The organism is Aeromicrobium senzhongii (assembly GCF_014334735.1).
Classification (GTDB): Bacteria; Actinomycetota; Actinomycetes; order Propionibacteriales; family Nocardioidaceae; genus Aeromicrobium; species Aeromicrobium senzhongii.
This window is the reverse complement of record NZ_CP060587.1, coordinates 2,173,430-2,191,982: the sequence shown is the minus strand read 5'-3', so window position 1 is coordinate 2,191,982 and position 18,553 is coordinate 2,173,430. Positions and strand designations below refer to the sequence as shown.

Sequence of the window (18,553 nt, the reverse complement as noted above, 5' to 3'; positions counted from 1 at the left end):
CTTTTGCGGGGACGGTGCGGCCCGAAACCCCCGATTCGGGCCCCGTCGGGTCGGCGCCCCTGCCTCCCCCCTCGGACAGGGGCGCCGACCGTTCCACCGATGAGCACGGAACGCCATCTCGTCATGCCTTGGTGACGTGGCTCACTCCGGCTATATTACTAGGACATCCTAGTAATGCTGAGGTCGCCATGCACGTACCCGTCCATCCGGTCCGCTTCGTCACGGCTTCCAGCCTGTTCGACGGGCACGACGCCAGCATCAACATCATGCGGCGGATCCTGCAGAGCCAGGGCGCTGAGGTGATCCACCTGGGGCACAACCGCTCGGTCGCCGAGATCGTCGACGCGGCCGTCGAGGAGGACGTCCAGGGCGTCGCCGTCAGCTCCTACCAGGGCGGGCACGTCGAGTACTTCGAGTACCTGGTCCAGCTGCTGGCCGAGCGAGGCGCCGGGCACGTGCGGGTCTTCGGTGGCGGGGGCGGCGTCATCGTCCCCGGCGAGATCGAGCGACTGCGCAGCGCGGGTGTCACGATCTTCAGTCCGCAGGACGGACAGCGGCTCGGGCTGGTGGGGATGGTCAACACGCTCATCGAGTCGTGCGACGTGGACCTGCTCGACCACGGCCTGCCGAGTGCCGAGGCGGTGTTGGCGGGCGACCCCTCGGCCGTGGCGCGCGCCGTGACGGCGGCCGAGAGCGGGCGACTCGGCCCCGAGCTGGACGAGGGGGTCCGCCGGGGTGCGGAGGCCTCGTCGGCGCGGGTCCTGGGCATCACGGGCACCGGCGGCTCGGGCAAGAGCTCCCTCACCGACGAGCTGGTGCGACGGCTGCGGATCGACCACGGCGACAAGCTGCGCGTCGCGGTGGTCGCGATCGACCCGACGCGCCGCAAGGGTGGCGGCGCCCTGCTCGGTGACCGGATCCGCATGAACGCGATCGGGGGTCCGGTCTCGTTCCGGTCGCTCGCGACCCGGGGCAGTCACGAGGTGCCCGAGCATCTCGCGGACGTGATCGCGGTGTTCAAGGCCGCCGGGAACGACGTCGTGATCGTCGAGACGCCCGGGATCGGCCAGGGCGATGCGGGCATCCTGCCGTACGTCGACGCGTCCCTGTACGTCATGACGCCCGAGTTCGGGGCCGCGACCCAGCTGGAGAAGATCGACATGCTCGACTTCGCCGACGTCGTCGCCATCAACAAGTTCGAGCGTCACGGTGCCAAGGACGCCCTGCGCGACGTTGGCCGGCAGTTGGTCCGCAACCGCGAGGCCTTCGGGAAGCAGCCGCAGGACATGCCGGTCTTCGGCACCTCGGCGGCGCACTTCGACGACGAGGGTGTCACCGCGCTCTACCAGGAGGTGCGCACCGTGCTGGGGCTCGAACCCGGCGTCCTGCCCGCGGTGGACGTGCGCCACACCGGCGACGAGAACCACGTCGTTCCTGCGCAGCGGGTGCGGTATCTCGCCGAGATCGCCGAGACGATCCGCGACCACCACGACGAGACCGAGCGGTGGGCCGACCTGGCCGACCGGGCCCAGCACCTCGCGGCGGCGGCCACCGAGCTGCCGGACGTCCCGGGCCTCGCGGAGGCGGCCCGCCGGGCCCGCGAGGAGCTGCCGGCTGCGGTCCGCGAGGCGCTCGAGGCCTGGCCGTCGGTCGTGGAGTCGTACTCCGGCGACGCCCAGGTCGTGACGGTGCGCGACCGCGAACTGCGCTTCGATCTGGTGCGCGAGACGCTCTCGGGCAACCAGGTCCGCCGCGTCAGCCTGCCCCGCTATCGCTCCCACGGCGATCTCGTCCGGTTCTGGCGGCGCGAGAACCTGCCGGGGTTCTTCCCGTTCACCGCGGGCGTCTTCACGTTCAAGCGGGACAACGAGGACCCGGCGCGGATGTTCGCCGGCGAGGGCGACCCCTTCCGCACGAACCGCCGCTTCCGGCTGCTCAGCGAGGGACAGCCGGCCACCCGGCTGTCGACGGCGTTCGACTCGGTCACGCTCTACGGGCGTGACCCCGATCCGCGGCCGGACATCTACGGCAAGGTCGGCACGTCGGGCGTCTCGGTCGCGACGGTGGAGGACATGCGGGCGCTGTACGACGGGTTCGACCTCGTCTCGCCCACGACGAGCGTCTCGATGACGATCAACGGGCCGGCACCGACCGTGCTGGCGTTCTTCCTCAACACCGTCATCGACCAGCAGGTCGACGCGTTCCGCGAGCGCGAGGGCCGCGAGCCGGACGAGGCCGAGTACGCCCAGCTGCGGACCTTCGCGCTGCAGAACGTCCGTGGCACGGTCCAGGCCGACATCCTCAAGGAGGACCAGGGGCAGAACACGTGCCTGTTCTCGACCGAGTTCAGCCTGCGGATGATGGGCGACGTCCAGCAGTGGTTCATCGACCAGGGGGTCCGCAACTTCTACTCCGTGTCGATCTCGGGCTATCACATCGCCGAGGCCGGGGCGAACCCCATCAGTCAGTTGGCGTTCACGCTGGCGAACGGGTTCACGTACGTCGAGTCGTACCTCGCCCGCGGCATGGACATCGACGACTTCGCGCCCAACCTGTCGTTCTTCTTCAGCAACGGCATGGACCCGGAGTACTCGGTCCTCGGCCGGGTCGCGCGGCGGATCTGGGCGATCGCCATGAAGGAGCGGTACGGCGCGGGCGAGCGCAGCCAGAAGCTGAAGTACCACGTGCAGACGTCGGGACGCTCCCTGCACGCGCAGGAGATGGACTTCAACGACATCCGCACGACGCTGCAGGCGATCATCGCGATCTACGACAACGCCAACAGCCTCCACACCAACGCGTTCGACGAGGCGGTCACGACCCCCTCGCAGGAGTCCGTGCGCCGGGCGTTGGCGATCCAGCTGATCATCAACCGGGAGTGGGGCCTGGCGATGAACGAGAACCCGCTGCAGGGCTCGTTCGTCATCGACGAGCTGACCGAGCTGGTCGAGGAGGCCGTGCTGCGCGAGTTCGAGGCGATCAGCGAGCGTGGAGGAGTCCTCGGCGCGATGGAGACGGGCTACCAGCGTGGCCGGATCCAGGACGAGTCGATGCTGTACGAACATCGCAAGCACGACGGCTCCCTGCCCATCGTCGGCGTGAACACGTTCCGCAATCCCGCGGGTGACGAGGTGGCGGTGAAGCTCGAGCTGGCGCGGGGCACGGACGAGGAGAAGCAGTCCCAGCTCCGTCGCGTGCACGAGTTCCGCCAGGCCCACCGCGGCGAGGCCGAGGCCGCCCTGGCCCGGCTCAAGCAGGCGGCCATGAGCCAGGAGAACGTGTTCGCCGTCCTGATGGACGCGGCTCGGGTGTGCACGCTGCAGCAGGTGACCGAGGCGTTCTTCGAGGTCGGGGGACAGTACCGCCGCAACGTCTGAGCGCAGGGCTGTCTGGGCGGTGGGCTCAGGAGGGGTCGAGCAGGCGAGGGCCGGGACCCTCGGTGGCCAGGGCGTCGTCGGGATTGCGCAGCCGGCACTTCTTGAGCGACAGGCAACCGCAGCCGATGCAGCCGTCGAGGTCGTCGCGCAGGCGCTGGAGGCGGGCGATCCGCTCGTCGAGCGACGTCCGCCAGCGCCGGGACAGCCGCGACCAGTCGGCCTTGGACGGCGCCCGGTCGACCGGCAGCGTCGAGAGCGCCTCGCGGATCTCGGCGAGCGAGATCCCGACCCGCTGCGACGTGCGGACGAAGGCGATCCGGCGCAGGACGTCGCGGGTGTACCGGCGCTGGTTGCCCGCGCTGCGGGTGGACGTGATGAGACCTTCGCGCTCGTAGAAGTGCAGCGCCGAGACGGTGACGCCGGCGCGGGCGGCGACCTGCGACGGGGTGAGGAGATCAGGCATTGACCTCAACCTTAGTTGAGGTTGTTGGCTGAGTGCATGCTCCAGCCCAAGCCGCCGCGCTCCCGCCGCGTCCGCCCCCTGCCGTCCACCCGTTCCCGCCTGATCGACGGTCGCGTCCGGCCCGAGGAGAAGGACCGCTTCATCGCCGCCGCGGTCATCAACCTGCGGCTCCGGTGAGCAGCGCCCTGCGAACGGCGCCGTCCGGATCTCCCTGGGCCCGGCCCTATCGGCGGACGACCGTCGGCGTGTTCTCGCTCGCCTTCCTGTTCGCCTTCGAGGCCCTCGCCGTCGCGACGGTGATGCCCGAGGTGGTCCGCGACCTCGGTGGCCTCTCGCTGTACGCGCTGGCGTTCGCCGCTCCCGTGGCCGCCTCGGTCGTGGCCCTGTCGATCGCCGGCGACTGGATCGATCGGCACGGCTCGGCGCGGGCCCTGGTCGTCGGCGTGGTCGTGTTCTGCGCCGGTGTCGTGATCGCCGGGCTCGCGCCGTCGATGGAGGTCTTCCTGGTCGGGCGGCTCGTCCACGGCCTGGGCGGGGGTGTCATGGGGGTGGCGCTCTACGTCGTGATCGCCGAGTCGTACCCCGTGGCGCTCCGCCCTCGCGTGTTCGCGATTCTCACCGCCGCCTGGGTCCTGCCCGCGCTGGTGGGACCCCTGCTCGCGGGGATCGTCGCGGATCTCCTGGGGTGGCGGTGGGTCTTCCTGGCGGTCCCGGTCGTGGCACTCGGCGCGTGGTGGCTCGTGCGATCGGCGACGGCGGAGCCGGGGGAGTCCTCGGCGGGAGTCGACCGGCGCCGGTTGGGGTGGGCCGTCCTGGCGGCCGCCGGCGTCGCGTCCCTGGCTCTCGGCGGCCAACGTCAGTTCGACGCGTGGCTCGTGGCGGTGGGGGCCGGCGTGGCCGTCGCCCTGCTGGCCGCGGGACGACTGCTGCCTCCCGGCACGTGGCGGGCCCGCCCCGGGCTGCCGGCCGTGCTCGTGGCCCGAGGGCTGCTGGGCGCGTCGTTCGCCGGCGCCGAGGTCTACCTGCCGCTGCTGTTGACGACCGAGCGGGGACTCTCGCTCTCGCGCGCCGGCCTGGTGCTGACGGCCGCGGCGGTCGCCTGGTGCCTCGGCGCGCAGGCCGCCGCTCGCGTGCCTGCGCTGAGGGACGAGCTGCTCCGGATCCGGATCGGGACCGCCGTCGTCGCGGTGGCCGTGGCGAGCACGGCGACCGTCGGGATCTCGGGCGTCCCGCTCTTCGTCCCCGTCGTGGCGTGGACGTGTGCGGGATTCGGTATCGGGATGGCGTTCTCGACGCTCTCGGTGGTCGCGCTCGCCACCGCCGAGGGCGGCGAGGCGGGGCGGGTCTCGTCGTACCTGCAGCTCAACGACGCGCTCGCGGACGCCTTCGCGATGGCCCTCGGAGCGGTGGTGTTCGCCGGGTTCGTCGGGTCGTCGCCCGCGCTGGGGGCGAGCCTGCTGATCCTCGGCTCCGGCCTCGTCGCAGCCGCAGCGGTGCCGCTGCGGCTGCGGTGAGGGGCGTCGCTCAGGCGGGGACGAGCACGTCCTGCTCGAGCCGGGCGTAGCTGATCTCCATGCCCTCGGCCATGCCGGTGCCGAGGATCTGGTCGCGCAGCTCCCGGCTCGGGAAGGTCATCACGGTCGACACGAGCGTGCCGCCCTCGACCGGCCTGAGGGTCAGCTCGTTGCGGACGCCCTCGTTGTCCATGCCGATCATCCGCTCGGTCGTCACGGACCGCAGGGGCGGCTGCTCCTCGAGCAGCTCGCCGGTGAAGCCGAACCCGTTGGACCCGTCCTCCTGCTCCCACTCGTAGCGGTAGGTGTCGCCCACCTCCGTCGCGACGTCACAGGTGGACATGACCCAGCCGTCCGGGCCCAGCATCCAGCGACGCATGAGCTCGGGATCGTGGTGGGCGTGCCACACCTGGTCCACGGTGCCGCGGACGACCCGTGAGACCCGCGCGTGCGTGTCGTCGAGCAGCTCGACGGTGGTGCCGGAGCCGGCGGCGTAGGAGGCGAGGTCGGCCAGGACCGCGTCCATCTGGCCCATCGCGGACTTCAGGCCCTCGTCCATGCCCAGGCCGATGAGCTTCTCGAGGTCCTCGAGCGAGGCGAACCACGTCGTCGTGGTGACGCGGGAGCCGTCGCCGACCTCCTCGAAGGCGAACGTCATCCGCATGGCGGGCATGGAGGTGTCGGGTACGCCCGGCTCGGTGCAGAAGCCGTCCTCGACCTCGAAGCCCTTGCCCTCGTCGACGGACAGGAACCTCCAGTAGCCGGGGCTCGTGTCGCCCTCGGGACCGGTCATGACGTAGTGCGACTCGCCGCCGGGGAACATGTCGTGGCGGCTGAAGGAGGCGGGGTACTCGACCGGTCCCCAGAACCGCTCGAGCAGGCGGGGGTCGGCGTAGGCGTCCCAGAGCCGGCGCACCGGCACGGGGAACTCGGCGACGACGGTCAAGGTGAGGTCGTCGGTGTCCTTGGACACGGAGGTGATGGGCATCGGAGTGCCTTTCAGGAGGGGTCTTCGGCCAGGAGGGCGTCGAGTCGCTCGACGCGCGAGCGCCAGAGGAGCTCAAGGTCGTCGAGCAGGCGCTGGGCCCGGGCGATCGTGTCGGGATTGCCGCGAACCAGACGTTCTCGGCCCTGCGGATGCTTGGTCACGAGACCAGCTCCTTCCAGGACCGCGACGTGCTTCTGCACGGCGGCGAACGACATGTCGTACGACTCGGCCAGCCGCGAGACGGAGGCCTCGCCGACCAGCGTGCGTCGGACGATGTCGCGTCGGGTGGCGTCGGCGAGAGCGTGGAAGATCCGGTCGATCTCGTCGTCGGTCAGCTCGGTGTCTGTATCTACAACCATTTGGTTGCACGTTAGCCCCGCCGGTGCCCGGGGTCAACCCCCGGGCGGGGATCAGCTCGCGGGGGAGAGGGCGATGCCCGCCTCGGCGACGAGACCGAACAGGTCCTTGGGGTCGGCCGGATCGGCGATCAGGTCCAGCCACGAGACCAGGTCGGTGCCGGCGACCGCCCGGTGGGCGAACGTCAGGGCGGCGAAGTCCTCGACGGCGAACCCGACCGAGTCGAACACCGTGACGCGCGAGGCGTCGCGGCGCCCCGCTGCCTCGCCGCCGACCACCTGCCAGAGCTCGGTCACGGGGAAGTCGGGCGCGACGGCCTGGATCTCACCCTCGACGCGGGTCTGCGGCTCGTACTCGACGAACACGTCGGCCCGGTGCAGGATCGCCGGGTCGAGCTCGGTCTTGCCGGGGCAGTCCCCGCCGATCGCGTTGATGTGGACCCCGGGGGCCACCATGTCGTCGGTCAGCACGGCGGCGCGCTGCTTGTCGGCCGTGCAGGTCGTGATCACGTCGGCGCCCCGGACGGCGTCCGCGGCGCTCGAGGCCACGTGCACCGTGAAGCCGAGCGGCTCGACGTTGCGCACGAACTTGGCCATGGCCGCCGCGTCGACGTCCCAGATCCGCAGGCTCCGGACACCCAGGGCCGCGCGGAAGCCGAGCGCCTGGAACTCCGCCTGGGACCCGGTGCCGATCATCGCCATGACGGCGGCGTCGGGGCGCGCGAGGTGCCGCGCCGCCATCGCCGAGGTCGCCGCCGTGCGCAGGGCCGTCAGCAGCGTCATCTCGGCGACGAAGGTGGGGTAGCCCGAGGCGACCTGCGCCAGGACGCCGAAGGCCGTGACGGTCTGCATCCCGCGGGCGGGGTTCGAGGGGTGGCCGTTGACGTACTTGAACCCGTAGGACTCGCCGTCGCTCGTGGGCATCAGCTCGATCACGCCGTCGCGGGAGTGCGAGGCCACGCGCGGCGTCTTGTCGAAGACCGGCCAGCGCCGGAAGTCGCTCTCGACGGCATCCGTCAGGGCGGCGATGATCGTCTCGGCGCCGTCGCGGCGGATCCATCGGGCGGTGCCGGCGACGTCGAGGAAGGGGACGAGGCTCATGGCGCCCACGCTACGCAGCGAACCCGGTGGCAACAACGAACATTCCTTGCGGCTTCAGCGGTGGAACCTTGCGCCATCGCTGCTCGAGGACAACGAATCGTTGCTCGTATGAGGCTGGTGGGAAAGCGGGGACGGCGGAGGTCGGCCGCCGCTACCCTGTCCCGGTGCCCGCCGCGACGTTGAGCCTGCTGCCCGACCGGGCCGGCCTGCCGCGGGGCCGGGCGGCCCTGTCGGAGGCCGAGGTGGGCGCCGCCCACCGGGCCCGCATCATGCAGGCCGTCACCGACGAGGTCGCCGAGGTCGGCTACGCCCGTACGACCGTCGCCGGCATCACGGCGCGGGCGCGGATCTCGCGCACGACGTTCTACCAGTGGTTCGCCGGCAAGGAGGAGTCGTTCGCCGCGGCACACGAGGCGATCAGCGAGCAGCTCGTGCAGGTCATCCGGGAGCGAGCCGCGACGACGCCGGACTCCGCGTGGCAGGACCGCATCGCCCTGGGTGTCCAGGCACTGGCCCACAGTCTCGAGGCCCGCCCGACGTTCGCCCGCAGCTATCTGGTCGAGGTCCACGGGGCCGGCGAGCGGCTGGGGCAGCAGCGCGACCGGGTCGTCGACCGCCATGCCCGCAGCCTGGCCCGGGTCGCCGGGCTCGCCGCGGCCGCCGGTGCCTCCGTGCGGATCCCCACGCAGTGGGAGGTCGTCGGCGCGATCGGCGCGACGGAGGAGCTCTTCGCCCGCCAGATCCGCCGCACACCCCCGCGCCGGCGGCTCCGCCTGGCCGGCCTCGTGGACCCGGTCGTGACGATCCACACGGCGGTCCTGCGCCCCCTGTGAGAAGACCCGCGATTCGCGCTGGAATCGCAGGTGACACCGACTTCTGACGAAATCCGCGGAAACGCGACGCACTGCTGTACTGCGCGTGTAGTTTTGTCCTGGCGCCTCGAGCTCACACCACTCGAGCCAGCCGGGAGGGAAACGCTCGGTCCCCCAGCCGAGCCGTGTCTGTCAGTGAGTCCGTGCCCCCGCCACACCCCCCGATCGCGGGGGCACGGCACTGTCCGCCCCCTGGTTCACTCGGTCGTGAGGTGCGGCCCGGCCGTGCGCGGCAGGGACCATGCCACGGCCAGTCCCGGGACGGCCCACAGCGCCATCACCACGAGAGCGGCGACGGGGTCGCCGATCGCGACCTGCACGGTCAGGACCACGAACACGGCACCGAGGTTTCCCGCGAGCAGCAACAGTCCCGTCACCGTGCCGGCGAGCGTCGGCCCGGCGTGCCGCTCGGACCAGTCGAGCACCACGGGCAGGGTGCCCATCAACAGGAATCCCAACAGGGCGAGCGCGCCGTACACGAGCCACACGGGCTGCGTGGCCGCCAGCGTGAGCATGACCGCGGCCAGGGCTGCCGTGGCCAGGACGGCCACGGCCCGCCGGGCGTCCCGCGCGGCCGCGAGGCTGGGAAGGATCGCCGCTCCGGCCACGCCGGCCAGTGTCATCGTGGCGATGGCCGGACCCGCGAGCCCCGGATGCCCGAGGTCGACGAGGATCGCGTCGAGCCACGTCGCCACCCCGTTGTAGATGCCGAAGCCGAGGAACAGCAGCGCCGCCAGCTTCCACATCAGGGGGTCGGAGCGCAGCCGGCCGAGCCGGAGCGGGCCCAGCGCGTCGGTCGGGTGCGAAGCCAGTCGCAGGCTCGCCAGCACGGCGGCCGCTGCCACCGTGGCCAGGGCGGCGTGGGCGACGAGCAGGCCACGGAATCCGCCGACGTCCACGAGCCACGACGACGTCAGCACCGCGACGAGGATCCCGGCGTACTGGGAACCGGCGGCGACCGAGATGGCCAGCGTCTGCTCACGCGGCGGGAAGTGCCGCGCGGCGATCTTCGTCAGTGCGTTGAGCACCAGCGGCTGGCCGATCGACATCACCACCTGGCCGGCGAGGATCGTCGGGTAGGACGAGGGATCGAGGGCGCGGACGATGGCGCCCGCCGCGGTGAACAGCGCTCCCGCCGCGAGCGCCCGCTCGTACGAGCGGTCCATCCAGCGCCCGGCCGGGATCGCGAGCAGCACGAAGGCCGCGGCGTTGACGACCGCGAGGTCGCCTACGGCCCCCTCGGACACCCCGAGGTGCTCAGCGCTCTGCGGGGTGATGGCAGCGAAGGTCAGCCACAGGGCCTGCGTGGTCAGGACCAGCAGGCTGAAGGCGGCCAGCGCCGGCCACCGGGCGGCGAGGACGCGGGCCTCGTGATCGGCGCGTCGCTGGATGCGGACCATGCTGCGCACGCTACTGCGCAAGTCGCCCCCTACCGTGGAACCCGTGAACGATGACCTCTTCCGCGTCGCCGAGGTGATCGGGACCGTGGCCTTCGCGGTCTCGGGCGGGTACGCGGCGGTGCGAGCCGGGATGGACTGGCTCGGAGTCGGCGTGCTCGCGGTCGTGGTCGCGGTGGGCGGTGGCACCCTGCGTGATCTCCTGCTGGGGATCCATCCGATCTGGTGGGTGCGCGAGCCCGACCTGCTGATCGTCGCGTGCGTGACGTCGGTGGTCGTCCTGGTGGTCGCCACCGTGCACCCCCAGTCGAAGCTCGACACGCGGCGCACCGTCCTCTACGCCGACGCCATCGGACTGGCGGCGTTCACCGTCACGGGCACGTCGATCGCCCTCGCCCATGACGTCCGGCCGTGGATCGCCGTGATGTTCGGTGTCATCACGGGTGCCGGTGGCGGCGTGATCCGTGACGTCCTGGTGCGGCGCAAGCCCTTGGTGCTCGTCGGCGAGATCTACGCCCTGGCCTCGATCGCCGGGGGTGTGGCCTACACCGTGCTGCGCGAGACCGAGGTGCCCAGCGGTTTCGCCGCGGCGACCGCCGTCGCCCTGGTGCTGCTCATCCGGGTGGCCGCGATCCGCTGGCACTGGCGGCTGCCCCGGTTCGAGGAGCCCGAGGGATGACGGCGGGACGGGAGGCGGCGCGGGTGGAGCGCGCGCCGCTGGAGGAGCTGTGGCGCCGGTACGGCCGCTATCGGCCCCGACTGGTGTTGGCCGTGGTGCTCTCGGTCGTCAACAAGATCGCCGACGTCGTCCCCGAGCTGCTCATCGGCGCTGCCGTCGACGTCGTGGTCCGGGGCGAGGGGTCCTTCGTCGCCGAGGTGCTCGGCGTCGAGTCGCGGTTCGCGCAACTGGGCTGGCTGGCTGCGATCAACGCCGGGGTCTGGGTGGTCGAGTCGGCGTCGCAGTACTTCGCGGCCGTCACGTGGCGCGGCCTGGCCCAGTCCGTCGAGCACGACCTGCGGGTCGAGGCGTACGACCACGCCCAGCGTCTCGACGTCCACTGGCACGAGGCGCGCCCCCAGGGTGCGACGCTGGCCACCGTCAACGACGACGTGAACCAGCTCGAGCGGTTCCTCGACATCGGGGCGCCGGCCCTGCTGCAGACCGCACTGAACATCGTGCTCGTCGGTGCCGTCTTCGCGGTGGCGTCCTGGGAGCTGCTCCTGCTGGCGTTCCTGCCCATCCCGCTGATCGTCTTCGGCTCGCTGTGGTTCCAGCGCCGGCTCGAGCCGCTCTATGCGGCCGTGCGCGAGCGCGTCTCCGAGCTGTCCGCCCTGATCGGCGCGAATCTGGGCGGGATCACGACGATCAAGGCGTTCACCGCCGAGGACCGCGAGCGCGATCGCGTCGAGGCGGCGTCCGCCGCGTACCGCGAGGCCAACGTCGCCGCGATCGCGTCGTCGGCCGCGTTCGTGCCGCTCGTGCGCCTGGCGATCCTCGTCGGGTTCACCTGCACCCTGCTGTTCGGCGGATGGGCGACGCTGAACGGCGAGCTCGAGGTCGGGCTGTACTCGGTCCTCGTGTTCATGACCCAGCGCCTGCTGTGGCCGCTGACCGAGATCGCCGAGATGCTCGACCTCTACCAGCGCGGCCGCGCCTCGACCGCGCGGATCCTGGCCCTGCTCGACGAGCCGATCGACGTGCCCGCCGGCACCGTGGCGCTGCCGACGCCGGTGACGGGCCGGCTCGAACTGTCGGGCGTGCGTGCCGGCTATGCCGACGGCCCGGACGTGTTGCACGGGATCGACCTCGTGGTCCCGGCCGGCCAGACCCACGCGATCGTCGGTCCGACCGGCGCGGGCAAGTCGTCGCTGCTGCGTCTCATGCTGCGCTTCGACGATCCCCGCGCCGGCGAGGTGCGCCTGGACGGGCGCGACCTGCGCGAGCTGGAGTGGGAGTCGCTGCGCGGGTCGATCGGCTACGTCTCGCAGGACGTCTTCCTGTTCGCCGGCACGATCGCCGAGAACATCGCCTACGGTCGCCCCGGGGCGAGTCGCGACGAGATCCGCCGAGCCGCTCAGCAGGCGGCCGCGGATGGTTTCGTCGAGGCCCTGCCGCTGGGGTACGACACGTGGGTCGGCGAGCGTGGCGTGACGCTGTCCGGCGGGCAGCGGCAGCGGTTGGCGCTCGCCCGGGCCCTGCTGCGGGACCCTGCTGTGCTGATCCTCGACGAGGCCACCAGCGCGGTGGACAACGAGACCGAGGCGGCGATCCAGGTCTCGTTGCAGACCGCCACGCGCGACCGGACCGCGATCGTGGTGGCGCACCGGCTCTCGACCGTGCGCCACGCCCACCGCATCTGGGTGCTGGACGCCGGGCGCATCGTCGAGTCCGGCACGCACGACGAGCTGGTGAGCGCGGGCGGCGCCTACGCCGCTCTCTGGAACGTCCAGACCGGCGCCCTGGTCGTCCGCGCCGACCGAGATGTGTAGCGTTCCGTACCTTTTTCGCCCTCAGAACGTGCGTAGCGCTACAGATCTCGCCCGCCGCCGCGGGATCCTTCCAGATGAAACCTTGCTGTAACGCGGAGTGACCCTCGTCGAAAACCCGCGTGCCTAGCGTCGCCGGCATCGTCCTCGCTCGGGGGGCGAGTGACCCGGAGGCGACATGCACGTACCCGACCACTTCCTCGATCCGCAGACCAGCATCGCCTCGGCTGCCGTCGCCCTGACCGCCGTGGTCGTGGCGACCTGGCACGCACGGCGCGAGCTGCCGGACGATGATCGCGTGCCGATGGCCGGCCTCGTGGCGACGTTCGTCTTCGCCGCCCAGATGCTCAACTTCGCGGTCGGGGACGGGACCAGTGGACACCTGATGGGCGGGGTGTTGGCCGCCGTGCTCGTCGGTCCGGCGACCGCGGTGCTGTGCCTCACCGCGGTGCTCGTGGTCCAGGCGGTGTTCTTCGCCGATGGGGGAGTCACGGCGCTCGGCGCGAACGTCACGCTCATGGCGGTCGTCGGCGTGCTCGTCGGCTGGGCGGTCTTCCGGGCGGCCACACGCCTCGCGCCGCCGCGTCCCGCGGCCGTTCCCCTGTCGGCCGCGCTGGCGGCCCTCGTCTCGGTCCCGGCGACCGCGCTGGTCTTCACCGGCCTGTTCGCCGCCGGCGGCACGGCCGCGGTCGACCTCGGCGCCGTGGCCGGCGCGATGGTCGGCTGGCACGCCCTGATCGGCGTCGGCGAGGCCGCGATCACGCTGGCGGCGGTCACCGCCGTGATGTGGGCGCGTCCTGATCTCGTCTTCGGCGCCCGCCGGTACCTGCGCGCCCGGACGGTGTCCGCATGAGCTCGCGGCGGTTCCTGGTCGCGGCGCTCGCGCTGAGCCTGCTGCTGGCCGGAGTGGTCAGCGCGTACGCGTCGGGGCACCCCGACGGACTGGAGCGCGTCGCCCGGGCGCACGGCTTCGCCCACACCGCGGGCACCAGTGTGACGGCCGGATCGCCCATGGCGGACTATCCCGGCGGCTGGGCGGGCATCGCCGGGTGCGTGCTCGTGTTCGTCCTCGTCGTGGGTGTGACGAGGGTCACGGGACGGTTTACACGCAGTTAATACCACGTGGAAGTAATTGGCAATCTGCCCTGCCTAGCGTCGAGCCCACTCGGCGGCGCAGGGTGCGTGGCCGGGTCGACAGAGGCGAAAGGGAGTCCAGTGGTGAAAACACGCAAGCTCATCACGAGCACCGCGGCGGTCATGGCCGCAGCGCTTGTCCTGACCGGATGCGGCACCAAGTCAGAGGACGGAGAGTCCGCCTCCTCGGCCGGCTGCGTCGACACCTCGGGGGACTCGGTGAAGCTCGGCTTCCTCAACTCCCTCTCGGGCACGATGGCCATCAGCGAGGTGACCGTCTCGAACTCGTTGAAGCTCGCGGCCGAGGAGATCAACGCCGACGGCGGCATCTTGGGCAAGCAGATCGAGATCGTCCAGGAGGACGGCGCCTCCGAGCCCGACATCTTCGCCGAGAAGGCCAAGAAGCTCATCCAGGACGACTGCGTCGCCGCGGTCTTCGGCGGGTGGACGTCGTCGTCGCGCAAGGCGATGCTGCCGGTCTTCGAGAGCCTGGACAACCTGCTGTTCTACCCCGTCCAGTACGAGGGCCTCGAGGCGTCCGACAACATCTTCTACACCGGCGCCACGACGAACCAGCAGATCCTGCCGGGCCTGGAGTACCTGAAGGACCAGAAGAAGATCAAGACGCTCTTCCTGGTCGGGTCGGACTACGTCTTCCCGCGTACGGCGAACGACGAGATCAAGCAGTGGGCCGCCGCCAACGACGTCGAGGTGCTCGGCGAGGAGTACCAGCCGCTCGGCGAGGCCGAGTGGGGCCCGGCGATCGACAAGATCACCAAGGCCAAGCCCGACGCCGTGTTCAACACGATCAACGGCGACTCGAACGTCGCGTTCTTCAAGGCCTACTTCGACAAGGGCCTGTCCAAGACGCCGGTCATCTCGGTCTCGATCGCCGAGGAGGAGGTCGCCGCGATGGGCGCCGACCTGCTCGAGGGCCAGCTGACGGCCTGGAACTACTACCAGACGCTCGACACCCCGGCCAACAAGACGTTCGTCGCGGCGTACAAGGGCAAGTACGGCAAGGACAAGCCGACCTCCGACCCCATGGAGGCCGCCTACACCTCGCTGTACCTCTACAAGGCGATGGTCGAGAAGGCCGAGTCGTTCGAGGTGGCCGACATCCAGGGGGCCGCCGACGGCGTCACCTTCGAGGCCCCTGAGGGAACCGTGACGGTCGACGGCGACAACCACCACATCACGAAGACCGGACGCATCGGCGAGGTCCAGCCGAACGGCCTGATCGACACGGTGTGGGAGTCCGACGGACCGATCGATCCGGATCCGTTCCTCGAGGGCTACGACTGGTACGAGAAGTCGTCCTGATCCCCGCGGTGGCCGCCGCGTCCCCGGCGCGGCGGCCACCGGCCCACCCTTCGGCGCGACCTCCAGGAGAGTGATGGACGTCTTCCTCACCCCGTTGTTCACGGGGATCTCGATCGGCTCGGTGCTGCTGCTCGCGGCGCTGGGACTGACCCTCACCTTCGGCCAGATGGGCGTCATCAACATGGCGCACGGCGAGTTCATCATGGCCGGTGCCTACACCGCATTCCTGGTGCAGGTGATCGTGCCCGACGACCTGTCGCTGCTCGTGGCCCTGCCCGTCGGCTTCGTCGTCGGGGGACTGATGGGCCTGCTGCTGGAGGCGACGGTCATCCGCTGGATGTACCACCGGCCGCTCGACACCTTGCTGGTCACCTTCGGCGTCGGACTGATCCTGCAGCAGCTGGCCCGCGACATCTTCGGTGCGCCGGCCAAGCAGGTCCGCTCGCCCGCATGGCTGTCCGGTCAGATCGACATCCTGGGCTATCAGTGGCCCGTGTCCCGCCTGTTCATCACGGTGCTGGCACTCGTCGCGGTGGGGGTGTTGACCGCCGCGCTCACGTACTCCTCGCTCGGCCGCTCGATCCGGGCCACGGTGCAGAACCGCGACCTGGCCGAGACCCTGGGCGTCTCGACCCGGCGCGCCGACCGCACCACCTTCTTCATCGGATCAGGGCTCGCGGGCATCGCCGGCGTCGTCCTGACGCTGGTCGGCTCGACTGGCCCGAACCTCGGCACCTCGTACATCATCGACGTCTTCCTGGTCGTGGTCGCGGGCGGCATCGGCCAGATCCGCGGCACGGTCATCGCCGCCTTCGGCCTGGGCATCGTGCAGTCGTTCCTGGTCCAGGCCACCAACGGCAGCGTCGCCAAGGCGCTGATCTTCGTCCTCATCTTCCTGTTCCTGCAGGTGCGACCGCAGGGCCTCTTCGCGGTCCGGACAAGGAGCCTGGTGTGAACCGACCCGGTGTGAATCGACTCAGCACCCCCGCGTGGCGCAACGCCGCCGGCATCGCCCTGATCGCCGTCCTGCTGTTCGCCGTCGCCCCGGCGGTCCTGAGCCCGTTCCGGCTCGACCTGCTGGCCAAGTACCTGTGCTGGGCGATCGTGGCGGTCGGCATCGGGTTGGCCTGGGGCCGCGGCGGGATGCTCGTCCTGGGCCAAGGCGTCTTCTTCGGTCTCGGCGCCTACGCGATGGCGTTCCACCTCAAGCTCGAGCAGGCCGGTCCCGACGGCGTGCCGGACTTCATGGGCCTCTACGCGGGCGGTCAGATGCCCGCGTGGTGGGAGCCGTTCCGCAGCGGTCCGTTCACGCTGTTCGTCGTCGCGGTCGTTCCGCCGCTGGTCGCCGCGATCATCGGGTACGCGGTGCTCAAGCGTCGGGTCAAGGGGGCGTACTTCGCGATCCTGTCCCAGGCGCTCGCGGCCGCCTTCGCGATCTTGCTGATCGGCCAGATCAAGGTCACCGGCGGGTTCAACGGCCTCAACAACTTCACGACCTTCTTCGGCTACAACCTGTTCCTGCCCGAGAACCGGCTCATGCTGTTCCAGATCTGCTCGACGATCCTGGTGCTGTCGCTGGTGCTCATGGCGCTGCTCTACACGAGCCGCTTCGGCGAGCTGCTGATCGCCTCGCGCGACGCCGAGGAGCGGGTGCGGTTCCTGGGCACCGACCCGGCCAACGTCAAGCTCGTCGCCTTCGTCGTCGCCGCCTTCCTGGCCGGTCTCGGTGGCGCGATGTTCGTGCCCGTCGTGGGCATCGTCTCGCCCTCGAACGTCGACGCGGTCGCCTCGATCGGCCTCATCGCGGGGGCGGCGCTCGGCGGCCGGGCGGCGCTGTTCGGACCGGCCGTCGGCGCGGTGGCCGTCGGATTCGCCCAGAGCCGGCTCTCGGAGACGTTCCCCGGTGCCTGGTCCTACTTCCAAGGTGCGCTGTTCGTGTTCATCATCTTGCTGCTGCCCGGCGGACTGGCCTCCCTCACGCAGAAGATCGGCGGACTCCGCCGACGCCGGTCCCCGGCGCGACCGACCCAGGTGGAGGTGGCGGCATGAGCGCCGTCGATCAGCTCGTCCTGTCCGGGGTCACGGTGGACTTCGACGGCTTCAAGGCCGTCGACGGCGTCGACCTGACCATGACGCAGGGGGTGCTCAACTTCCTCATCGGTCCCAACGGCGCCGGCAAGACGACCCTCGTCGACGCGGTCACCGGACTGGTCGACGGGACGGGCACCGCCACCTTCCGAGGCGCCGACCTGCTGACGATGAAGTCGCACAAGATCGTGCGGCACGGAGTGGGACGCACCTTCCAGACCGCGACGGTGTTCGAGGAGCTCTCGGTCCTGCAGAACCTCGACATCGCCGGCGGCGTCCACCGCAAGGCCTGGCGCCTGGCCCTGCCGCGCCGTGGCGTGCCCGACTACGTCGCCTCGGCCCTGGACACGATCGGCCTGACCCACCTGGCCGACACCCCCGCGGGCTACCTCGCGCACGGGCAGAAGCAGTGGCTCGAGATCGGCATGCTGCTCGTCCAGGACGCCAGCGTCATGCTGCTCGACGAGCCCGTCGCGGGCATGAGCGCCGAGGAGCGCGACGCGACCGGCGACCTGCTGCGCCGGGTCGGCGCCGACCGCACGATCGTCGTCATCGAGCACGACATGGACTTCGTCCGCAACTACGCCGACCACGTCACCGTGATGCACGCGGGGAAGGTCCTGGCCGAGGGCACGGTCACCGAGGTCCAGGCCGACCCGAGGGTCCAGGAGGTCTACCTGGGGCATGCGGCGGCCGTGGCCACGCAGGAGGAGCTGGCGGTCGTGGGCCTGGCCGTCGAGGACGAGGAGGAGGCATCGTGAAGCTCGAGTTCCGGGACGTCAGTGTCGGGTACGGCCGCACCACGGTCGTCCACGACATCAGCCTCACCGTGCCGTCAGGTGGCGCCGCCAGCCTGATGGGGCACAACGGCGCCGGCAAGACCACGCTGCTGCGCGCGGCCGTGGGCCTGCTCGTGCCCCGCAGCGGTCGCGTGCTGCTCGACGACGAGGACGTCACGCGACTGCGGCCGAGCCAGCGGGTCAAGCGAGGGCTGGGCTACGTGCCGCAGGGCCAGCAGTGCTTCCCGCAAATGACCACCCGCGAGAACCTGCGGCTGGTCGCCGACGGCCGCGCGCGGGGGCCGGAGCTCGTCAAGGAGGTGCTGGACACGTTCCCGGCGTTGACCGGTCTGCTCGACCGGCGGGCAGGGCTGCTCTCGGGCGGTCAGCGCCAGCAGCTGGCGATCGCGCGGACCCTCGTCACCGAGCCGCGTCTGCTGATCCTCGACGAGCCGACCGAGGGCATCCAGCCCAACGTCGTCAACGAGATCGAGCAGGTCATCGCGCGGCTCGCCGACCGTGGGGACCTCACGGTCCTGCTGGTCGAGCAGCACGTCGGCTTCGCGCTGCGCGCGACCGACACCTATCACGTGATCGAGTCGGGCCGGATCACCTCCAGCGGGGACGGCGGCGCGCACGCCATCGACTCCGTCCGTGCGGCGATGGCGGTCTGA

18 protein-coding genes are annotated in these 18,553 nt (G+C 71.0%); 13 read left to right on the top strand and 5 right to left on the bottom strand.

From position 1 onward, the window contains the following. Nucleotides 1-188 precede the first annotated feature (188 nt). Complete coding sequence (gene icmF / locus H9L21_RS10890; protein ID WP_154596878.1) at nt 189-3,377, top strand: fused isobutyryl-CoA mutase/GTPase IcmF; 3,189 nt, start codon at nt 189-191, stop codon at nt 3,375-3,377. Nucleotides 3,378-3,402: 25 nt separating this feature from the next. Here icmF and soxR read toward each other — a convergent pair whose 3' ends face one another. Beyond that, on the bottom strand, nt 3,403-3,840 hold the full coding sequence (gene soxR / locus H9L21_RS10885; protein WP_154596879.1) for a redox-sensitive transcriptional activator SoxR: 438 nt from the start codon (nt 3,838-3,840) through the stop codon (nt 3,403-3,405). Nucleotides 3,841-3,876: 36 nt separating this feature from the next. Between soxR and H9L21_RS10880 the strand changes: the two genes are divergently transcribed. Then, nucleotides 3,877-4,017 carry a hypothetical protein gene (locus H9L21_RS10880; RefSeq protein WP_154596881.1) on the top strand — a complete coding sequence of 47 codons (141 nt, stop codon included), beginning with the start codon at nt 3,877-3,879 and terminating at the stop codon, nt 4,015-4,017. Nucleotides 4,018-4,085: 68 nt separating this feature from the next. Then, on the top strand, nt 4,086-5,354 hold the full coding sequence (locus H9L21_RS10875; protein WP_187411457.1) for an MFS transporter: 1,269 nt from the start codon (nt 4,086-4,088) through the stop codon (nt 5,352-5,354). Between the two features lie 10 nt (nt 5,355-5,364). Here the strand turns inward: H9L21_RS10875 and H9L21_RS10870 are convergent, their stop codons facing one another. From H9L21_RS10870 to ocd, 3 genes are read right to left on the bottom strand one after another with little or no spacing between them, the layout of a single operon-like run. Further along, nucleotides 5,365-6,342 (bottom strand): SRPBCC family protein, encoded by a 978-nt coding sequence (locus H9L21_RS10870; RefSeq protein WP_154596883.1) that lies wholly within the window; start codon nt 6,340-6,342, stop codon nt 5,365-5,367. Nucleotides 6,343-6,353: 11 nt separating this feature from the next. Then, complete coding sequence (locus H9L21_RS10865; protein WP_154596884.1) at nt 6,354-6,701, bottom strand: ArsR/SmtB family transcription factor; 348 nt, start codon at nt 6,699-6,701, stop codon at nt 6,354-6,356. 51 nt (nt 6,702-6,752) lie between these two features. Next, nucleotides 6,753-7,799, bottom strand: coding sequence for an ornithine cyclodeaminase (gene ocd / locus H9L21_RS10860; protein ID WP_154596885.1), 1,047 nt, complete (start codon nt 7,797-7,799; stop codon nt 6,753-6,755). 164 nt (nt 7,800-7,963) lie between these two features. On the opposite strand from ocd, the gene H9L21_RS10855 reads away from it, so the two are divergent. Then, on the top strand, nt 7,964-8,632 hold the full coding sequence (locus H9L21_RS10855) for a TetR/AcrR family transcriptional regulator (RefSeq protein ID WP_154596886.1): 669 nt from the start codon (nt 7,964-7,966) through the stop codon (nt 8,630-8,632). A 236-nt stretch (nt 8,633-8,868) separates the two neighbouring features. Here H9L21_RS10855 and H9L21_RS10850 read toward each other — a convergent pair whose 3' ends face one another. Further along, complete coding sequence (locus H9L21_RS10850; protein ID WP_154596887.1) at nt 8,869-10,071, bottom strand: MFS transporter; 1,203 nt, start codon at nt 10,069-10,071, stop codon at nt 8,869-8,871. Between the two features lie 43 nt (nt 10,072-10,114). On the opposite strand from H9L21_RS10850, the gene H9L21_RS10845 reads away from it, so the two are divergent. From H9L21_RS10845 to urtE, 9 genes are all read left to right on the top strand, one after another. Next, nucleotides 10,115-10,747, top strand: a complete 633-nt coding sequence (locus H9L21_RS10845) for a trimeric intracellular cation channel family protein (protein ID WP_187411456.1) — start codon at nt 10,115-10,117, stop codon at nt 10,745-10,747. Then, a complete protein-coding gene (locus H9L21_RS10840) occupies nt 10,744-12,558 on the top strand; it encodes an ABC transporter ATP-binding protein (RefSeq protein WP_154596889.1) in 1,815 nt (604 codons plus the stop codon). The genes H9L21_RS10845 and H9L21_RS10840 overlap by 4 nt, the downstream gene beginning before the upstream one ends. Before the next feature lie 175 nt (nt 12,559-12,733). Continuing rightward, nucleotides 12,734-13,408 carry an energy-coupling factor ABC transporter permease gene (locus tag H9L21_RS10835; RefSeq protein WP_154596890.1) on the top strand — a complete coding sequence of 225 codons (675 nt, stop codon included), beginning with the start codon at nt 12,734-12,736 and terminating at the stop codon, nt 13,406-13,408. Continuing rightward, nucleotides 13,405-13,671 (top strand): PDGLE domain-containing protein, encoded by a 267-nt coding sequence (locus H9L21_RS10830; protein WP_154596891.1) that lies wholly within the window; start codon nt 13,405-13,407, stop codon nt 13,669-13,671. The genes H9L21_RS10835 and H9L21_RS10830 overlap by 4 nt, the downstream gene beginning before the upstream one ends. A gap of 102 nt (nt 13,672-13,773) precedes the next feature. Next, a complete protein-coding gene (gene urtA, locus H9L21_RS10825; RefSeq protein ID WP_222865767.1) occupies nt 13,774-15,012 on the top strand; it encodes an urea ABC transporter substrate-binding protein in 1,239 nt (412 codons plus the stop codon). Between the two features lie 73 nt (nt 15,013-15,085). Then, nucleotides 15,086-15,967, top strand: a complete 882-nt coding sequence (gene urtB, locus H9L21_RS10820; RefSeq protein WP_187411455.1) for an urea ABC transporter permease subunit UrtB — start codon at nt 15,086-15,088, stop codon at nt 15,965-15,967. After that, nucleotides 15,964-17,061, top strand: coding sequence for an urea ABC transporter permease subunit UrtC (gene urtC / locus H9L21_RS10815; protein WP_187411454.1), 1,098 nt, complete (start codon nt 15,964-15,966; stop codon nt 17,059-17,061). Before urtB ends, urtC begins: the two co-directional genes overlap by 4 nt. Continuing rightward, complete coding sequence (urtD, locus tag H9L21_RS10810) at nt 17,058-17,861, top strand: urea ABC transporter ATP-binding protein UrtD (protein ID WP_154596893.1); 804 nt, start codon at nt 17,058-17,060, stop codon at nt 17,859-17,861. The genes urtC and urtD overlap by 4 nt, the downstream gene beginning before the upstream one ends. Then, nucleotides 17,858-18,553 carry an urea ABC transporter ATP-binding subunit UrtE gene (urtE, locus tag H9L21_RS10805; RefSeq protein ID WP_187411453.1) on the top strand — a complete coding sequence of 232 codons (696 nt, stop codon included), beginning with the start codon at nt 17,858-17,860 and terminating at the stop codon, nt 18,551-18,553. The genes urtD and urtE overlap by 4 nt, the downstream gene beginning before the upstream one ends.